General features: G+C 25.4%; 21 protein-coding genes. 17 read left to right on the top strand and 4 right to left on the bottom strand.

Annotated features, from left to right (window positions below; translation table 4 throughout):
- Positions 1–2: 2 nt before the first annotated feature.
- Positions 3–668, bottom strand: a complete 666-nt coding sequence (locus AC27EK_RS02730; RefSeq protein ID WP_487231825.1) for a potassium channel family protein — start codon at positions 666–668, stop codon at positions 3–5.
- A gap of 94 nt (positions 669–762) precedes the next feature.
- On the opposite strand from AC27EK_RS02730, the gene AC27EK_RS02735 reads away from it, so the two are divergent.
- The 3 genes from AC27EK_RS02735 to rlmB are packed head-to-tail and all read left to right on the top strand — an operon-like array spanning position 763 to position 4,540.
- Positions 763–2,484: a potassium transporter TrkG gene (locus AC27EK_RS02735; protein ID WP_487231826.1), complete on the top strand. Its 1,722-nt coding sequence runs from the start codon at positions 763–765 to the stop codon at positions 2,482–2,484.
- Between the two features lie 7 nt (positions 2,485–2,491).
- Positions 2,492–3,802 (top strand): cysteine--tRNA ligase, encoded by a 1,311-nt coding sequence (cysS, locus tag AC27EK_RS02740; RefSeq protein ID WP_487231827.1) that lies wholly within the window; start codon positions 2,492–2,494, stop codon positions 3,800–3,802.
- Between the two features lie 3 nt (positions 3,803–3,805).
- A complete protein-coding gene (gene rlmB / locus AC27EK_RS02745; protein ID WP_487231828.1) occupies positions 3,806–4,540 on the top strand; it encodes a 23S rRNA (guanosine(2251)-2'-O)-methyltransferase RlmB in 735 nt (244 codons plus the stop codon).
- A 21-nt stretch (positions 4,541–4,561) separates the two neighbouring features.
- On the opposite strand, the gene AC27EK_RS02750 is transcribed toward rlmB, so the two are convergent.
- Positions 4,562–5,890 (bottom strand): hypothetical protein, encoded by a 1,329-nt coding sequence (locus AC27EK_RS02750; protein WP_487231829.1) that lies wholly within the window; start codon positions 5,888–5,890, stop codon positions 4,562–4,564.
- Between the two features lie 175 nt (positions 5,891–6,065).
- On the opposite strand from AC27EK_RS02750, the gene AC27EK_RS02755 reads away from it, so the two are divergent.
- Genes AC27EK_RS02755 through AC27EK_RS02780 form a run of 6 tightly spaced genes read left to right on the top strand, consistent with a single transcriptional unit; the run spans position 6,066 to position 12,161 of the window.
- A complete protein-coding gene (locus AC27EK_RS02755) occupies positions 6,066–6,641 on the top strand; it encodes a sigma-70 RNA polymerase sigma factor region 4 domain-containing protein (protein ID WP_487231830.1) in 576 nt (191 codons plus the stop codon).
- 45 nt (positions 6,642–6,686) lie between these two features.
- The gene (locus AC27EK_RS02760; protein WP_487231831.1) at positions 6,687–8,504 is read left to right on the top strand and encodes an APC family permease; all 1,818 of its coding nucleotides are present in this window, start codon (positions 6,687–6,689) and stop codon (positions 8,502–8,504) included.
- 46 nt (positions 8,505–8,550) lie between these two features.
- The gene (rpmG, locus tag AC27EK_RS02765) at positions 8,551–8,697 is read left to right on the top strand and encodes a 50S ribosomal protein L33 (protein WP_487231832.1); all 147 of its coding nucleotides are present in this window, start codon (positions 8,551–8,553) and stop codon (positions 8,695–8,697) included.
- A complete protein-coding gene (gene secE, locus AC27EK_RS02770; RefSeq protein ID WP_487231833.1) occupies positions 8,697–9,233 on the top strand; it encodes a preprotein translocase subunit SecE in 537 nt (178 codons plus the stop codon). The genes rpmG and secE overlap by 1 nt, the downstream gene beginning before the upstream one ends.
- An 8-nt stretch (positions 9,234–9,241) precedes the next feature.
- The gene (gene nusG, locus AC27EK_RS02775) at positions 9,242–9,994 is read left to right on the top strand and encodes a transcription termination/antitermination protein NusG (protein WP_487231834.1); all 753 of its coding nucleotides are present in this window, start codon (positions 9,242–9,244) and stop codon (positions 9,992–9,994) included.
- Positions 9,987–12,161: a Tex-like N-terminal domain-containing protein gene (locus AC27EK_RS02780; protein WP_487231835.1), complete on the top strand. Its 2,175-nt coding sequence runs from the start codon at positions 9,987–9,989 to the stop codon at positions 12,159–12,161. The genes nusG and AC27EK_RS02780 overlap by 8 nt, the downstream gene beginning before the upstream one ends.
- Before the next feature lie 272 nt (positions 12,162–12,433).
- On the opposite strand, the gene AC27EK_RS02785 is transcribed toward AC27EK_RS02780, so the two are convergent.
- Positions 12,434–12,955, bottom strand: coding sequence for a YbhB/YbcL family Raf kinase inhibitor-like protein (locus AC27EK_RS02785; RefSeq protein ID WP_487231836.1), 522 nt, complete (start codon positions 12,953–12,955; stop codon positions 12,434–12,436).
- Positions 12,956–13,050: 95 nt separating this feature from the next.
- Between AC27EK_RS02785 and AC27EK_RS02790 the strand changes: the two genes are divergently transcribed.
- From AC27EK_RS02790 to AC27EK_RS02800, 3 genes are read left to right on the top strand one after another with little or no spacing between them, the layout of a single operon-like run.
- Positions 13,051–14,277, top strand: a complete 1,227-nt coding sequence (locus AC27EK_RS02790) for a phosphoglycerate kinase (RefSeq protein ID WP_487231837.1) — start codon at positions 13,051–13,053, stop codon at positions 14,275–14,277.
- Between the two features lie 36 nt (positions 14,278–14,313).
- A complete protein-coding gene (deoD, locus tag AC27EK_RS02795) occupies positions 14,314–15,021 on the top strand; it encodes a purine-nucleoside phosphorylase (RefSeq protein WP_487231838.1) in 708 nt (235 codons plus the stop codon).
- Between the two features lie 40 nt (positions 15,022–15,061).
- Positions 15,062–15,376, top strand: a complete 315-nt coding sequence (locus tag AC27EK_RS02800) for an HU family DNA-binding protein (protein ID WP_487231839.1) — start codon at positions 15,062–15,064, stop codon at positions 15,374–15,376.
- Between the two features lie 3 nt (positions 15,377–15,379).
- Here AC27EK_RS02800 and AC27EK_RS02805 read toward each other — a convergent pair whose 3' ends face one another.
- The gene (locus AC27EK_RS02805; RefSeq protein WP_487231840.1) at positions 15,380–15,856 is read right to left on the bottom strand and encodes a Holliday junction resolvase RecU; all 477 of its coding nucleotides are present in this window, start codon (positions 15,854–15,856) and stop codon (positions 15,380–15,382) included.
- A gap of 94 nt (positions 15,857–15,950) precedes the next feature.
- Here AC27EK_RS02805 and efp point away from each other — a divergent pair, with 94 nt between their 5' ends.
- The 5 genes from efp to AC27EK_RS02830 are packed head-to-tail and all read left to right on the top strand — an operon-like array spanning position 15,951 to position 18,595.
- A complete protein-coding gene (gene efp / locus AC27EK_RS02810) occupies positions 15,951–16,520 on the top strand; it encodes an elongation factor P (protein WP_487231841.1) in 570 nt (189 codons plus the stop codon).
- Positions 16,498–16,806, top strand: a complete 309-nt coding sequence (locus tag AC27EK_RS02815) for a hypothetical protein (protein ID WP_487231842.1) — start codon at positions 16,498–16,500, stop codon at positions 16,804–16,806. The genes efp and AC27EK_RS02815 overlap by 23 nt, the downstream gene beginning before the upstream one ends.
- Positions 16,799–17,194, top strand: a complete 396-nt coding sequence (locus tag AC27EK_RS02820) for a transcription antitermination factor NusB (protein ID WP_487231843.1) — start codon at positions 16,799–16,801, stop codon at positions 17,192–17,194. Before AC27EK_RS02815 ends, AC27EK_RS02820 begins: the two co-directional genes overlap by 8 nt.
- Positions 17,194–17,904, top strand: coding sequence for a 16S rRNA (uracil(1498)-N(3))-methyltransferase (locus AC27EK_RS02825; protein ID WP_487231844.1), 711 nt, complete (start codon positions 17,194–17,196; stop codon positions 17,902–17,904). Before AC27EK_RS02820 ends, AC27EK_RS02825 begins: the two co-directional genes overlap by 1 nt.
- 1 nt (position 17,905) lies before the next feature.
- Positions 17,906–18,595 (top strand): hypothetical protein, encoded by a 690-nt coding sequence (locus tag AC27EK_RS02830; RefSeq protein ID WP_487231845.1) that lies wholly within the window; start codon positions 17,906–17,908, stop codon positions 18,593–18,595.
- The last annotated feature ends 186 nt before the right edge of the window (positions 18,596–18,781 follow it).

An 18,781-nucleotide genomic window follows, 5' to 3' on the forward strand; every position in this document is an offset into this window, starting at 1 on the left:
AATTATTGTTTACTGAACAATTCTGCTATTTCATCTATGGCATTGTTTTTACATGAAAGCGAAACTAAATCGTTTCTCAAAATGAACTCACTATTCTTTAAAGGAAAAATAATATCGTTTTCTCTGGAAATTGAAATCAAACTAACTTTATGATTTTTTTCAATTTCTTCAACTGTTTTGTTGAAAATTTCATTATTTTTAACCGGTAATTGAATAGTAACAATACCATTTTTTTCCGAATTTAAATTTATATCTAGATCATGCGCCAAAGAGAAAGAAAGCATCTGTGCAATTGATTCTTCAGGTCAAATAATGTCAATACTAGAACCTGCTATTGTTGATAAAACTTTTTTCTGAATATCACTCTTAACTTTAGCTATTATATTTTTTACTTTCAATTGTTTCAAGTTTGAAACGATTAATATTGAGTTTTCCATTGTAGAAACACAAACAACAACAGCATCAAATTGATCTAAATCTAGCGACTTTAGTGCCGATAAATTAGTAGCATCTAAAGTACGTAAATGTAAAAAGTTATTCGATTGTGAATTTATTATTTCTGCATTATTGTCAACAAGAAGAATGTTAATTCCTGCTTTTTTCAAATTTTCAGCCAGCTTAAGCCCAAAATCGTCAACACCTATAATACAATACTCTTTATTAATCATAATTTTTTTCCAATTTTTGAAAATAAATAATCTTTATTATAATCCAAATTAAATAAAATAAAATTTTTAATAATCTATTATAATGATATCTAATATGAAAAACAAGAGTATAAAAAATTTCTTTACTAAGAGAATGATGTTTAAAATCTTTGTCGGCGAAACCGTTGCGAGAAAACTGTTTTCTTTTTATACATATGCAATATTAATAGGGTTTATATTGTTATCTTTGCCTATTTCTTTGAACAACACATTCGAATATGTTAAATATGTTTATGATCCAATTACTAATGTTTATGAAAAACTAGCTTATACTCCAATTGATGCATTTTTTACTTCAGTTTCTGCTTTTAGTGATACCGGATTATCAACGCTTTCTGTTTTTAAAACATACAACGTATTTGGTCAAATAGTAATCTTGATTTTAATTCAAATAGGTGGTTTTGGATTATTTACGGTTTATTGAATTTTTTGAAACTTTATAACAAATTCTTTTTTATATAAGAAGTTTAAAAAAATAAATCCAAGTCAAAAATCAAAAACAAATTTAGCAACCTCTTTACTTATTAGTTCAGAAAGAGGAAACTCAAAATTAGGTCTTACAAAAGAAACTATAAAAATTGCTTTATTGTTCATATTTGCTGTTGAATTGATATTCGCTATTTTATATATATTTATGTTTTACTACATACCAGCTTATGAACAAACTAATGTTAATTTAGTTTCAACTGGAATCGATCCCAATTTGCTAACTAATTGGAATCATGAAGGTTTATTGGTAAATTCAAATAAACATGTAAACACATACCACAATATTGTTTCTATATGAGTCGGAATTTTTCATTCAGTTTCTGCAGTAAACAATGCTGGATTTGACATCATTGGTTCCTCTTCATTAGCTCCTTATAGAAATGGACTTGGAACCATATTACAATATGCAACGATTTTACAAGTAATTATTGGTGGAGTAGGTTATCCCATAATTTATGACTTATATTTGTGAGCAGTAACTAGACATAGAAAGAGAAAATTCAAGTTTTCGTTTTTCACAAAAGTTTCTTTAATAAGTTATTTTCTTATAACCGCAATAGGACTTATTTTTATGTTTGGAATAATGTTTGGTTCAAAAACAAGTTTCATATATAATATAAACAAACTATTAGATTCGAATGCAATTCCACCAGATGCAAAAATGTATCTGCAATCCTATTTTGGCAAAGACCGATTATGGAATCAAATTACATCAGTAGTTTTTTTCACTATAAATGCTAAAAGCTCTGGTTTTTCTACAATTGCACCTAGTCATTTAAGTGGACCTGCTCAATGAATAATGATTGTTATGATGTTTATTGGTTGTTCTCCAAGTTCCACAGGTGGGGGAATTAGAACAACAACATTAGCAGTGATGATATGAACAATAGTGTCTAAATTTAGAAAAAATAATGGAACCGTTATATTTAATAGAGAAATTCCTAAAAAAACAGTTACTGATTCATTCACTATTTTTTCTGTAGCTTTATCCTCAATAGTATTATTATCATTAATTTCTTATTGTGTAACAGTTAACACCAATCCCGAAATTACCATTTCTGATGAAATTTTCGAATTTGCTTCAGCATTTGGTACTGTCGGATTGAGTTCTGGTATTACTGGAACAATTGTTGGTTATTCGGCTACATCTATAATTAATGCTATATTGCTTTGTGCCTTAATGATTGTCGGTCAACTTGGTATTCCAACAACATTATTCGCTTTCCAAAGCTCTAAAGAAACTCAAGCACACATACATTATCCAGAAGAAGATATTAAAATAAGTTAGGTTAAAAATGAAACTTTTTGATTCTTTAAGTAAATACTTAAAAACGCTTGATAAAAGTGAAAAAATCAAGATATATAATTGTGGACCCACAGTATATAACCACATACATATAGGCAATGCCGCTCCTATGATTTTTATTGATGCTTTACATAGATATTTATTGTTTAAAAAATATGATGTTCAATGTGTTTCAAACATTACAGATATTGATGACAAAATAATTGCAGAAGCCGAAAAACAAAACATAGATGAACTAGAGCTTTCAAATAAATATTTTTTGGAATTTGAAAAAATTAAAAAAGAACTGAATATTCTTCCAGTTGAAACTCCTAAAGTTTCTGAACATCTTGAAGGCATCAAAGAATATATACAAAAATTAATAGACAATGGATCAGCATATGTTATTGATGGAAATGTTTATTTTGACACTAAATCAAGCACTTCTTATGGAATTTTATCTAACAGAAATGTTAAAGAAAATTCAAATTCTAGACTTGAATCTGATCCTAATAAAAAATCATCAAATGATTTTTTACTTTGAAAAAAAACTTCAAAAGGTTTGAAGTGAGAATCTAAATGATCAGAAGGAAGACCAGGATGACACACTGAATGTTCTTATTTGATTAATAAATATTTTGGAGAACAGGCTACAATTCATTCTGGTGGAATGGACCTTAAATTTCCTCATCACGAGAATGAAAATGTTCAAAATTTAGCTTTAAATTCAAATCATTTAGCAAAAATATGATTACATGTTGGAATGATAAATGTTAATAATGAGAAGATGTCTAAATCTTTGAATAATTTTGTTTTAGTAAAGGATTTATTAGAATTATTTGATTATAGAACCATAAAATGATTTTTCTATCAATCTAAAATTTCACAACCAGTTAATTATTCTAAGATTCAATTAGAATTGCTAAATGCAGAAATAAATAAAATAAAATTGACTATTAATAAAGCAAAAACATTTTTATATACGAAACTTGATGAAATAAATTTTCAAAACAATTTTCTTATTAATAGATTGTTTGAATCGCATATTGAAAATAACTTTAATTTACCAAATGCAGTTTCTTTGATTCAATCTCATGTTAAAACTATTAATTACGAAATTAAACAAAAATCATTTTGTAAAGTTTTTAATTATACTAACGATTTATTATTAATGTTAAATATATTAGGAATTGAATTTCCCAATTTACATTCTAAAAAAAATATAGCCAAAATTAAAGAGTGACATATTAATCATAAATCTAAGAATTTTGAAGTATCTGACAAGATTAGAAAAGAAATTGTTGAGAAAGAACTTTGATAAAAAATGAAAACTAATGAAATATTCATATATGGAAAAAAAGCTATATATGATTCAGTTGAAAACTCTTTAGATATTAAGATAGTTTATATTACTGATAATGACCAAAAAATGATTAATTTTTTAAAACAAAATAATATTAATTATGAAATTAAAAATAAGATTTTTTTTAATAAAATTTCTAATTCAAAAGAACTTAATCATCAAAATTCAATAGCCATACTAAAGAATATTAATTGTTCAATTGGTTTAACTGAAGCTTTGAACATTCTTAAAAGAGAATCAGAACAAACTGTTCTTATTTTGGATTCAATAGAAGATCCAAGAAATTTTGGATCAATTCTTAGAAATTGTGCTGCATTTGGAGTAAAATTTGTTTTCATTAAAAACAAGAATCAAGCATCTATAAATGAACTTGTAATTAAAACTTCACAAGGCGGCATCAATTATTTAAAAATTTGTGAAGTTCCGAATCTGACAAGATTATTAGAAGAACTTAAAAAAATAAATTTTTGAGTATATGCAAGCACTTTGAGCGAGGACTCTGTTGACTTTGAATCATTAGAATATTCTGGAAATAAAGCGCTTATAGTAGGGAATGAGAACAAAGGAATAAGTTCTTTAGTTCAAAAAAATTCTGATTTCAAAATTCATATTAATATGAAAAAAACAATTCAATCTCTTAACGTTTCTGTTGCAACGGCCATTTTATTACAAAAAATCAATAAAAAAAACCTGTAATTTACGGGTTTTTTAATTTTTTTAACTAAACTTAACACTAGTTACAGTTACGAACAATAATAACATAATAGACATTAAACAAGCAGAAATAATAGTCATTACAAATCCAGATGTCATCTTCTTAGAAGTGTTAAGAAGATTATTATTAGGAGAGTTAGCATTAGGATCTGAAGGATCTGGTTCTGGTTGTGGTTCTGGTTCTGGTTGTGGTTCTGGTGGAACAGGGTCTGGATCTGGTTTTGGTGGAACTGGATCTGGTTTTGGTGGAACAGGATCTGGCGTTGGTGGAACAGGATCTGGCGTTGGTGGAACAGGATCTGGCGTTGGTGGAACAGGATCTGGCGTTGGAGGAATAGGGTCTGGATCTGGTTTTGGTGGAACTGGATCTGGATCTGGTTTTGGTGGAATTGGGTCGGGTGGAGGAGGAATGGGTTTTGGAAAATCATAAATAATTTCGAATTTTTTAATTACAGGAATTAGATCAACAAATTGTATTTCTTTTGTTCCAATGTTAATAAAATGATTAAAATCACCTTGAATTTCACGACCTGATGTTGTTATTCCTTTTAAATATCAATCGAAAGAGAGAATGTTTTTATTTGTTTCCTTATCTTGAGTTATTTGTTTATTTTTTGCTATTGAATCAGAAAAGTTTCAAAAATATTTATATTCATCAGAGATGAATTTTTCAGCATAAGTAGTTGCAAATCACATATTAAGCGATTCAAGATCAACACTTTCTAAATCGCTATCATTTATAAGGGGGTGATTTAAGCTTTCTCCAGCATTAACAAAAGAAGGTAATTTTGGAGAAGTTCTGATTTCTGTTATAGAAGGAACTTGAATTTCTTTGAAATTAGATACAACAATTTCGACTTCATACATTTCATTAGAATGAAAATAATTATTTGAACGATAGTAAACATAAGGATATATTTTCATAGTTCCTCATTTTTGATAGTTATTAGCTTTTATAGTTTTAATACCAAAATGTAATTTTTGAATTCCGTTTGGTGTTTGTTGATCCATAAAAAAAATAGGATTTACAGATAAACCCAAACCATTCAATAGAATTGGTGTATTTGAATCTAATTTTTGATTTTTAAACAAATATTCACTTTCAGTTTCAAATCTTTTTAAGAAATCATAATATGAAATTTTATTTCCTAAGTTTATATTTCTATTTTTTATTGAAAAATAAGAACTTCCTCTAGCTTTTGAATTTTTTTTTATTTTGTTGTTGAATTTATTTAGTATCGCTTCATTATTGAAATAGAAAAAAGAGTTTAATCCTACAATTAAACTTATTGATAAAAAACAATAAATAATTCCCTTTTTTCTAATTTTCAAAATAAAATACCTAAAATCTATACTTTCTAATTTTAACAAATAAAATATTAAAAGAATTCAAAAATCTTTGAAAACAAAAAAAATGATCAAGAAAGTGCTAAAAAGTAGAGAAATTTAATTTTATAGCGTATATAAATATATGGGTTGGACAAAGTTTAAATTTATAAGGAAAACTATGATTGAAAACAAAGAAAATTTCGGTTCAAATCAAACAATTAAAATATTTGAACTGCATAAAGAATATTTAGTAAATTTGGGATTTAAAATATTACGAACTTCATCGATAAATGACTCAGCTTATGAACGTGATGATTTTTACTATACGGCTTATTTTGTTTGTTCAAAATATCTTGAACTTAAAAAACAAAATAAAGTGAATGAAAAATACAGTGAAAGACAATTTTTAAAAATGATGATGATTCAAGAAACTCAAAATCTTTTCAGAAAATTAAATTCCAACAAAAGAAAGATAACTAGTAAAACCTTAAAAGAAACAGATTATTATATGTTCTCAAAAGACGAATATGATTTAGAATCTGATGTTACTGAGAAAGATTTAGAATGTTATCTTTCTAAAAAATGCGTAAAATATTTAGAAACTTTATCTATAGAAAAACAAAAAATTTGAAAATTATACATTTCGGGTGTTAAATATAAAGAAATTGCTATACTAATGAATTTATCAATTTCTAAAGTTACTAATGTACTTTATTTAGTAAAGAAAAATCTTAAAAAAATAAATGTTATATAATAAGTTTTTATTGAAAAAATATTAAATTTATTTTAAGGATTAAGCATGAAGGCTGAAATCTCTAAGAAAACCGTCGGAAAAATTGGTCTTGTCGGTTCGATTGCGATACTAATAGGTTCTGTTATTGGAATAGGAATATTCTTTAAAAACGGTACTGTTTTTGCTGACAATAATGCTAATACAGTTGGTGTGTTAATGTCATGAATTATTTCATCAATAATTGCATTCACAGCAGCTCTTAGTTTTGCAAAAATAGGTTTTGGAACTAATCCCAAAAAAGGATTGGCTGGAAGCGTTGACGCTCATATAGGAAAAAAATTCGGTAGATTTATTAGTATTAATACTGGTTTTTTCTACAACGGATTGTTAATTTTTGCTATAGCAATGTTTACATCTGAAGCTACATTTAATATGTTTGAAACAACAGGTAATCTTGGTAAAATCCATGTGGGATATGTATTTTTACTAGGAATCTTCTACATGTTGTTTTTTTCTTTGTTTAATTTATATGCCAAGAAAATTTCTAGTAAATTTCAAGTAGTGTCTTCTATATTGAAGTTTTTGCCCTTAATAATGGTAGGGCTCGCAGGAATAATATTTGCTTCTTTAAACCCAACAATAATTAATAGTGGATATCCTGATAGCTCTAAACCAACAATTCCTAGAACATTCAGTTTTACCGGAATGATGAATTCAATACCTGCTATTTTATTTGCTTTTGATTCTTTCTTGTGTATTTCTAGTCTTAAAAAAGACATGAAAAATCCAGATAAACACCTTCCATTAACTATTGTTATTGGTATGGCACTAGTTATTTTCATTTATTTATTTATTACAGTAGGACAAATTCTTGTTGTTGAAGGATCAGCAAGTGGTGTTCTCTCACAAGTAATTAATAATAAATCTGCTGCTAAAGCAATGGAAATATTTATAAATGTATTTATATTTATAGCTATTAGTGGTGTGTTAAATTCATTCATTCTTACTTCATTGAGAAGCAATGAGTCGTTAGTAGATGAAAAGATAGTATATGGTTGATGAGTAATTAAAAAATTAGGAAGAAAACTTAATAGAGAAAACGCTAGCGGATTTATTTTAAGTTTAGGTATATTTTTCTTTTGAACAATATTAGTTCTAATTCCTTCAGTTAGTGTTTCTGCTTATGGAACTGATGCTTTTATAGATGGGGTTTCTAATTTTCCAACATTAGTTATGTTTGGAATATATGGTCTTACAATTGCCTTTGCTATGTATAGAAAAATTAAAATAAAAGAAAAAAGAACAAAATCAGACATTATTTTCTTTATATATGCTTCAATAGCCGTTATTGGATGTTCATTCGTCTTTTGTTATCAATTTATATATAGATTCAACATTGCTGTCTTCTTAAATCCTAATGCTATAGTTAATTGGGGTTTATTCTTTACTAAAGCTTTTGAAACTAAAAACTATATGATAGCTCCATGAATGTATGCTTTAGTTATTTTATTTGTCTCTGTTCCTTTAATTAATGATTATTTATTTGTTCAATTGTCTAAAAACAGTGACGTTCAAAAAGATTTCTTAAAACTAAAATTAAAAGAACTTGAATTAGTAATTAAAAAAGAAGAAAATGTCTTTGAAAATCAAAGAAAATGAAATTCTGTTTTTAATATTCTTGTTATTGAGGAAAAACATATAAAAATAAATTTCAAAAAAGAAAAATATTATTCAATATATATAGAAGAATATCCAAATGATTATTGAATAAATAATAAAAAAATATTAATAAACAATGAAAACAATGAAAATATAGAAAATCATTATTTGTCACAAACAAAAGAAGAGTTAACAAGAGATCTAATTTTCACATATAATAAGTAAGATTAAGATATTAAATTATTTTGTTAGAATTAAGAAAGAAAATAATATGTCAATTAAAATTAGCTTAATATGTGAATTTTGTTTAAATAGAAACTATGTTACTACTAAAAATAAATATTCTGATAAAAGATTAGAGATGAAGAAATTTTGTAAATTTTGCAATCTAGCTACATTACATAAGGAAACAAGATAATGGGTTCAAAAAAATTCAAAAGAAAAGATAAATCTAATAATAAAGATAAATTTGCTAATCTTGATGCTAATACATTTGAAAAACAAAAAGCTGAAGACATAGAAAATAAGAAAATAGAAGAAGAACTTAAAGCAAGAAAAGAAGCTTTTGATAAAGTAAAAACTCTAAAAGAAAAAATTCGTCTTGCTAAAGAAAAGAATAAAGAATTAGATTCTAAATTTTTAAGAAAAAGAAAAGATTTTAAATCTAACGCAGAATTCAAAAAAGCTTATTTAGAAAATAAAAACAAAAGAACAGAAATCATTAATAAACTTCAAACAGATTATGAAGTAGAACTTAAAAATTATAGAACTAATTATGAATTAGGTAGTTATAAATTTAAAAGATGATTCTTCGGAATGGGTAAAGAGTTTTCAAGAGTTTCATGACTTTCTAAAAAAGAAGTTATGACCGGATTCTTAATAGTCTTTTTTACTTCTGTAACATTGGCTTTAATATTTTTTATAATTGAAATGATAATAACATACGCTAAATAGGAGCAAATATGGCAACAAAGAAAAAGCAAATAAGTACTGAATTAAAAAGTCAGTGATACATAATTACAGCAGTTAGTGGAAAAGAAGATTCTGTTGTTGAAAATTTATGAAGCAAGATCAAAGCTTATCAATTTGATGGAAGTGTACAAGACATCAAAATAATTAAAGAAAGAATTGTACAAATAGAAGAATTTTCAGAAGCTGATGCTCCTGCTAGAATGAGAAATACTAAAAATATTACTTGAGAAACAATAACAACTAATAATAAAGTAACTTACAAAAAAACTAAATCAGAAGAAAAAAATAAATTCTTAGGATATATTTTTATTAAAGCCATTATGGATGAAAAAATTTGATTTTTAATTAGAAATACACAATTAGTAACTGGTATTATTGGATCTTCTGGTAAAAACACTAAGCCTATTCCGGTTAGTTCTTTTGAAATTCAAAAAATATTATCAAATGATAAAAATTCTAAAGAAGACATAATTTCATTATCAGGTGAAAAAGGGGAAATAATATCTGATGTTGAAAGAACTGATGACGCTATCATTTTAGAAAAGAAAGAATTCAAGGCTGATTTTGAAGTTGGTTCTTATGTAGAAGTTGTTAGTGCAAATAATGCTATGTCTGGTCAAAAAGGCAAAGTTATTTCGTTAAATACTTCAAAAGGTATTGCTGAAGTTGAAATAGATATATTAGGTAGTGATAGAGTCATTGAAATATCTTTTGGTGATTTAACAAAGACTGAACTTGAATAATACAGTAATTAAACTAACTTCTGAACAATTAAACTTAAAAGAAGAAATCATAAAAAATGTTGTGTCTTTATTAGATGAAGGTGCAACTATTCCTTTTATAGCTCGTTATAGAAAACATTTAACTAATAATTCTTCAGAAAACGATTTGCAAGAAATACTTAATATATACCAAAGACAGCAAAATTTAGAAGAAAGAAAATTAGCTATTATTAATATTCTTGAAACTAAAGGATTGTTGACTCCTGAAATTGAAAACAACATAAAAGCCGCTAAAAGATTGATAGATGTTGAAGATATTTATCAGCCATTCAAAGAGAAAAAAGTTACTAAAGCAACTAATGCAATTAAATGAGGATTAGAACCTTTAGCTAAAAAGATCTTATTTGATAAACAAGAATTTAACATTTATGACGAAGCAAAAAAATATATAAATAAAGATGTTAAAGATGCAGATTCTGCAATTGAAAATGCAAAATTCATAATTGCTGAATGAGTAAATGATGATCCTAAAATCAGAAAATTTTTAAGAAACAAATTTACTCACGAAGCAAAAGTTTATTTAAAACTTTCTAAAAAATATGAAGAAATAGATGTAAATCAGAAATATAAAAATTATTATGAATTTAAAAACTTTGTTAAATATTTAAAACCTTTTCAAGTTATGGCATTGAATAGAATAAGTAAAGAAAAAGTAGGTTCTTTAAAGTTTGAATTTGAAACTTCTGAATATTTAGATACAATATTTTCTTTTTTAGTTAGAAATAAAAACGATTCAACTTATAGTACTAATATATCAGCTATTAGGGATTCATTAAAAAGACTTTTAATACCTTCATTAGAAAATGATGTTTGATCTGAAAAATTTGAAGAAGCTCAAATAATATCTTCTACAAGATTTGCTCATAACATGGAACAAATGTTATTACAGCCACTTATTAAAAACAAAAACATATTAGGTATAGATCCTGGTTTTTTCCATGGTTGCAAAATAGCGGCTATTTTATCTAATAATGATTTTACTAATGATTATTTTGTAATTCATCCATTTGCTAAAGATAAAAAAAATCCTACAGATTTTGAATTAAAGAAAATTAAGGATGCTGAGCAAAAAATATTAAATGTTATTGAAAAATATAAAATTAATTTAATCTCTATTGGTAATGGAACTGCTTCTAGAGAAACAGAATCATTCATCTCTAATTTAATAAAAAATAATAATCTTAACGTTAATTATTTGATTTCTTCTGAAATAGGAGCTTCTGTTTATTCTGCTTCTAAATTAGCTCAAAAAGAATTCCCCAATGTTCCTATTGAAATTAAAGGAGCTATTTCAATTGCGAGAAGAATCATAGATCCAATGAGCGAACTTATAAAAATACCTCCTGAATCTTTAGGTGTTGGTCAATATCAACATGATATAAAACCCAAAATCCTTAAAGAGCAATTAGATTTTTCTGTCGATAAAGCAGTTAATAAAGTTGGTGTAGATATAAACATAGCTTCTGAAGAACTTCTAAAAAGAATATCTGGAATTACTGCCAGTGTTGCTAAAAAAATTATTCAAACTCGTCTTTCTAAAGAATTTGAATCAAGAGAAGAAATTAGAAAATCTTTAAAAATGTCAGATAAGATATTTGAGCAATCTATTGGTTTTTTAAGAGTTTCTAAATCTAACAACATATTGGATAAAACTAATATTCACCCAGAATCTTATGATATTGTTTTAAGATTGGTTAAATTTTTAAATCTTGATATTAATGATTTAACAAAACCCGAATTTAAAACAAAAATAAAATCAATCAATAAAGTCTCTGTTGCTAATGAACTTAATATTGATAATAAAGTTCTTGAAAATTTAATAGAAGAATTATTAAATGATATTAGAGACTATAGAGAAAACTTTAAAACACCTGAACTTAAAAAAGAAATTTTAAGCATTGACAACATTAGTGCTAATCTTGTTTTACAAGGTGTAGTTAGAAACGTTACGGATTTTGGCGCTTTTATTGATATAGGAGTTGGTAAAGACGCATTTGTTCCTATATCTTCTATTATTAAAAGTAGACAAGATTCTATTTATGATCACATAAGAGTTACAGAAATTGTTTCTGTAAAGGTTATTGAGATTAATAAAAAACAAGAAAGAATATTAATTAATTTAGTTTAATTCAATATAAAAAGCACTCTTTTAAAAAAGAGTGCTTTTGAATGACATAAAAAAAATCACTTTTAATTAAAAAAGTGATGTGCGATAATCAGCACAAGTGAGACACAAAAAAAGGAAATTTATCACATAATGATAAAAAATCAAATTAGAGGAGTTTATTTTCTTGTCTCAATGTGTATTATACATAATTTCAAAAAAAATAATTTTTTTTCACACTTTTTAATGAAAAAATAAAAAACAGCAATTAAATTGCTGTTTTTTACATAATATTATTAAAGTTTATGAGGGTATGTACCTTCTAATTTAGTTTGTTCAACATGTTTTTCATTATTTAATTCTTTTATGAATTCATTAACAAAATAACCGTTCTCTAAATTTAACTTTTTATTTGTTGTTCAGGCTATTAAAGTGTATGTATGTGTTTCATTAGGTGGCATACAACCAATGAAACCATATGTAGATTCATTATCTGAAATTTCCTCATTAAAAATCATACTGTTAGTTGATTGTATTAATGATTTATCGGATAAACTTGCGTCTATAGGCAATCCCTCTTTATATTTTTTAATTTCTACATTCGCAACTGATCAGTGAATGAATGACATTCCAACTACTGGAATTGAATCATGATCAATAAATAAGAAGTGAATATACTTGCTATCTGATCTTGCTATTTCTCATTGAATGTCGAAACTAATTTTAGGTAAATCATTTTTAGTAAATTCTTTAGAAGCAAATTGTCCATAATCTAAACTAATTTGTCCATTTCTAAAGGCTGATGATTTGATTTTCATTATTTTTCCTTGCTATTTCAATATTAAAATTTTAATTAATAGTCTATATTGTTTTATCATTAAATTATAGATTAAGGGCAAAAAAAGGCACAAAAATGAAAATAAATAAAAGATTTATAACTGAAGTTGAACTAAAAAATAAAATAGTTTTTTTAAGATTAGATTTAAATATACCAATTTTTAATTCAAAAGTTGATTCATTTAAAAGATTAAACGCTTCAGAAAGAACAATCAAATACTTAATAGATAACGAAGCAAAGATAGTAATTTTGTCTCATGTTGGAAGACCAAAAGATGATAAAGATTTATTAGATCCAAATTTATCTATGAAATTAGTAACAGATGAAATTAGAAATAGATTTAATAAAACATCTAAAGTTGAATTCATAAATGAATCAACTGGAGAAGAAGTGGAAAAAATGATTTCTGAATTAAAACCAAAAAATATTTTGGTTTTAGAAAATACAAGATTTAATGATGTTCTTAATAATGAATATGTAGGTAAAGAATCTAAAAATGATGAAAACCTTGCTAAATATTGAGCAAATCTTTCTGAGGTTTTCATTAATGATGCTTATGGAGCTTTACACAGAGATCATGCATCAACTAATGGAATCGCTAAATTTCAACCAAACAATGCAATAGGTTTTTTAATTAAAGAAGAAGTAGAAAATGTTTCGAAAGTAATAACTGACAAAAAACCATTTGTTGTTTTATTTGGTGGAGCAAAAGTAAGCGATAAATTAAAATGTGTTAATTCAGTTCTTAAACATGCTGATAAAGTTATAGTTAGTGGTGGATTAGCTTATACTTTTTTAGCTGCGCAAGGAATATCGATGGGAAAATCAAAAGTTGAAGAACATTTATTCGAAACTTCTATTGAATTATTAAAAAAATATAAAGAAAAAATTGTATTGTCTTTAGATTTTGAATGTGCTCCAGAATTTGACAATTTAGACCCTACTTACAAATTAGCAAAAGATGGAATTGATGGTTATTATGCTTTAGATGTTGGAATACTTTCAATTGAAGAATTCAAAAAACACATTAAAACAGCTAATACTATATTTTGAAATGGTCCATTTGGTGTTACAGAATTTGATAAATATAGAATTTCAACAATTGAAATTTCAAAAGAAATAGCAAAAAGATCAAAAGAGGGAGCTTATACAGTAATTGGTGGCGGTGATTCTGCTTCTGCTATTGAAAAGTTAAATCTTTCTGAAGCATTTAGTTGAATTTCAACTGGCGGTGGAGCATCTTTAGAAGTATTAAGCGAAACTGAATTAAAAGGCATTAAATATATAAAAAAATCTTGCTAAAATAATATTAATAATTTTATATTAAAAGGAAAAAAAATGACAGCACATAATAATGCCAAAAAAGGTGAAATTGCAAAAGTAGTATTGATGCCAGGAGATCCACTTAGAGCTAAGTGAATTGCTGAAGAAATGCTAACTGATGCTAAATTAGTTAACGATGTAAGAGGAATGTATTGTTATACTGGAACTTATAAAAATAAAGAAGTTTCAGTAATGGGACATGGAATGGGTCAACCATCTATTGGAATATATTCTTTTGAATTATATAAATTTTATGAAGTAGATACAATTATTAGAATAGGTTCAACTGGTTCTTATGTAGAACATATTAATCTAAATGACGTTGTTTTAGTAGATGAAGCATTTAGTGATTCAACATTTGGAGATTTATTAGGAGTAACTAATGATAAAACTCTAAGAGCTACAAAAGAAATTAATGATTTAATTTTAGAAACTGCCAAAGAAAATAATAAAAACATCAAAGTTGTTAGATGTCATAGTAGTGATGTTTTTTATGGAACTAAACCATTAGAAGAAGTTATTTCTGAAACAAAATCAGAAGTTGTTGAAATGGAATCATTTGCATTATTTGCTAATGCTAAATTATTAAATAAAAAGGCTGCTACGCTTCTAACATGTAGTGATTCATTAGTGAAAAAAGAAGAGATTTCAGCAGACGAAAGAAGAAATACTTTTAAAAGCATGGTAATAATTGCTTTAGAATCTGCTATAAAATTGGTATAATATAATTGAATATATATTAATTATATTAAGGATATAGAAAATGGAAAAAAATAAACCACAAACTAAAGCTGAACTTATAGAACAAATTTCTCAACTTTCTAAGATTGATAAAAAAACTGTGAAACAAGTTTTAGAAGCCAATGAATCAGTATTATTAGCTGAATTAAAAAGAATTGGTGAAATTAAATTCGGTGTCTTTGGAAAAATTAAGATTGCTCTAAGACCTGAAAGACGTGGGGTAAACCCTTCAACTAAACAAGTTGTTATTTATCCAGAAAAAAGTGTTCCAAAATTCTCATTTGCAAAAGCTTTTAAAGAATTTGTGCTTGTTGATTGTAAAGAACCAGTTAAATAGATTTTAATTTAAAAAATCTATTCATCCAGGAAAGCAAAGTTCTAAGGACTTTGCTTTTTTTATTATAAATTCATAATTTATTGTTTTTTTCAAAATGAATATTATATTTCAATATTGATTTCATTCAATTTTGATATATTTATTTAACTTGTTGAAATAAATTATAAGAATACTAATTCCTCCGTGATTTCTTATTAAACTTAAGAATGTTCTTTGGTGTTCTTTTAATAAACCAGTATTAAAAGACAATGTATTTATTTGCTTTGATTCTAAACAAATGAATTTTGATTTATATATCCCATAATAATCAACATCAGATTTAGATTTCAATTTACCTATTACGTTGTTTTCATTAATTTTTATTATTTTTATTGGTATTTCAAGCTTTCTAAAAATAGCTATATTATTATTCTCATAATAATTAATAGAATTGTTTATTATAGACTCTATGAACATACCTTTATTATTTGAATTATTCATATATACTATATATACGTACAAAAGAATATTTTTTTTATAAAATTTATTTATTATAATAGTAAATAATATTAATAATATTAATTGAGAGGAAACAATGGCCACGATTTTTCATGCCAAGGATTTAAGACCTGGACACACATTTTTATATAAAAATAATATATTTTCAGTTATTGAAAATTCATTTAACAAGACTGCTATGAGAGAAGGAATTGTTAAATGTAAAGTAAAAAACTTAAGAACACAAGCAATTACTGTTGAAGTTCTTACTGGACTTAAATTAGAACAAGCCCCTATTACTACAAATAAAATGACATACTCATACAATGATGGAAGCAACTTTGTATTTTATAACAATGAAACTTTTGAACAATTAGAAGTTCCATCTTCTAAACTAGAATGAGAAAAAAACTTTATAACTGAAGGTTCTGAAGTTTCAATAGTTTCATTTAATGAAGAAATATTAGGAATTAATCTTCCTGATCAAGTTTCTATAGAAATTGCAGAAGCTGAAGAAGCAGTACAAGGAAATACTGTAAACCAAGCTTCTAAAAAAGCTTGATTAGTTACAGGATGAGAAATTACAATTCCTCAATTCATTAAATCAGGAGAAACTGTTATTATAAAAACAGCGGATGGATCTTATGTTGGTAGATCAAAACAATAATTATTTATCAAAAAACGAAAATGGTGAAATAATAATTTCTAACGAAAGTGCTTTTGAGTTTTTGAAACAAAAAATAAATATAATATTCAATAATGAAATAATAGTTGGTAATATCACATTTCATGAATATAAAAATAGAAGATTAATTCAATTTGAATTATTCAAAAATAAAAACAAAGAAATTGTTTTTCAACAACTGAGTGATACATTAGAATCTATTGTTAAATCAAATTTAGGTTTAAACATAGAAACAATAACAATATTTTTAAGGACTAATAATGCCTAACTCAGAACAAAAAAAACAACAGTGAAACAAAAGACTATCTATTGTTAAGTGTATATACAATTTATTAATACTTGATTTCAAAGAAATAAATATATTAGAAATACAAAATACATATAACTTTGATGCTGATTCACTTAAAATTGTTGAATTTGTTATGAGTAATCACGAAAAATTAAAAAATAAAATTTCTAGTTTTATTAATAATGATTGAAGTTTTGACAGAATCAATATTGTTGAAAAAGCAATATTGTTTCAAACCTTAAGTGAATCATTAATTTTAAAAACTGAAAAAAAGATTCTTATTGATCAAGCGATCATTACTTCAAAGAATTTTTGTGATGAAGATTCTTATAAATTTATTAATGGTATATTAGATAAAATTTTATAATGCATAAAATATTTGCTAAAAAAATTAAAAATAATAATTTCTATTATTTTGAAGAAGATATTATTCATTTAATTAAAATATTAAGGTTTAAATTAAATGATCAATTCTTAACAATATATGACTCAAAAAGATATTTGGTAAAAATTTCTTCTCTTGAACCTTTTAGAACTTCTATTATTGAAGAATTAAACTATTCTACAAATATAAATAAAGAAATTCATCTGTTTCAAGCTGTCATCAAACCCAAACATATGGAATGGATTTTGTCCAAATCTGTTGAATTGCAAATTAATAAAATTTATTCTGTATTATTTAAAAGAAGTAACAAAAATAATTTAATTAGTCAAAAGAGAACTAATCAAATTATTAAATCAGCTTCAGAACAATCTGATAGAGATTTCATAATAAATAATGAATTCATTGAATGATCTGAAAATACTATAAATCTTTTAAAGCAATATGATTTAGTTATATTGGCTTATGAAAAAGAAGATAAAAACAATTATTTAAAAAATATTGATTTAAAACATAAAAATAAAATAGCAATATTAATAGGTCCAGAAGGCGGATTTAGTATTGAAGAAATTAAATTATTAAATGCTTTATCTAATATAGAATTCGTAAAATTAACTAATTCTATATTAAGATCAGAAACTGCAAGTTTTTATTTAATTTCAAATTTAATAAACAAAGTTATAGAAGGAAAATAATATGTTAAGAGCTGTTAATTATATATTAATGCTAGCTGGTCTATTCGGAATTCTTTTAATTGCAATTCCTTTTGCTCTAGTATTAAAAGAATTCAATGCAATACCTGTTGGTCAAGATACTAATGTTGATTTATCAAAATATTGACCAGAAGTTTCAATAACTATTGCAATTTTGTTTTTAATTTTAGGATCTGCATTGGTAGTTCTGCATCATTATCTATGAAATAAATATATTAAAAAAGATAATAAATTTGATGTTCCATTAAATCTTATTTCTAAATATAAATATGTTTCAATAACAATGATAATAGCATTGCTTCTTGTTTTTAGTTTCTTCTTAATTGCTTGAACACTTCCAGGGCGTTCAGATTTAGTTAATATGTCTTATCAAGATTTCTCAAATGCATTTTGAACTAGAAAAGTTCTATATATAACATTTGTAGTATTAGGAGCATTAGTGGTTCTTGTTCCTATTGGAATTTCTTCATATATTAATTTACAAGTTATATATGATCAACAAAAGAAAATAATAGATGAAGGAATAGAATCTGGAGAATATGATCCAGTTACTAGAATGCCTATAAACGATGTTAAAGTTGAAGACTCTGAATTCAAAGTCTCAGAGAAAAAAAATACATCAAAATCTAATGAAAAAGACGATAAAAAAATAACTTCAGGTTTCTTAAATTAACTTGAAGTTTTTTTTATTAAATTTTTTTAAAAATAAATTATAAATTTTTCAACTTTTGTTATATACTTATTAGGTGTAGTTGAAATTCAACTCACAGATTGTTCTTTCAAAACTTAATAAAATCCGTCAATTTTTTGAGAGTTTGATCCTGGCTCAGGATTAACGCTGGCGGCATGCCTAATACAT

The organism is Ureaplasma rhincodontis (genome assembly GCF_057537535.1).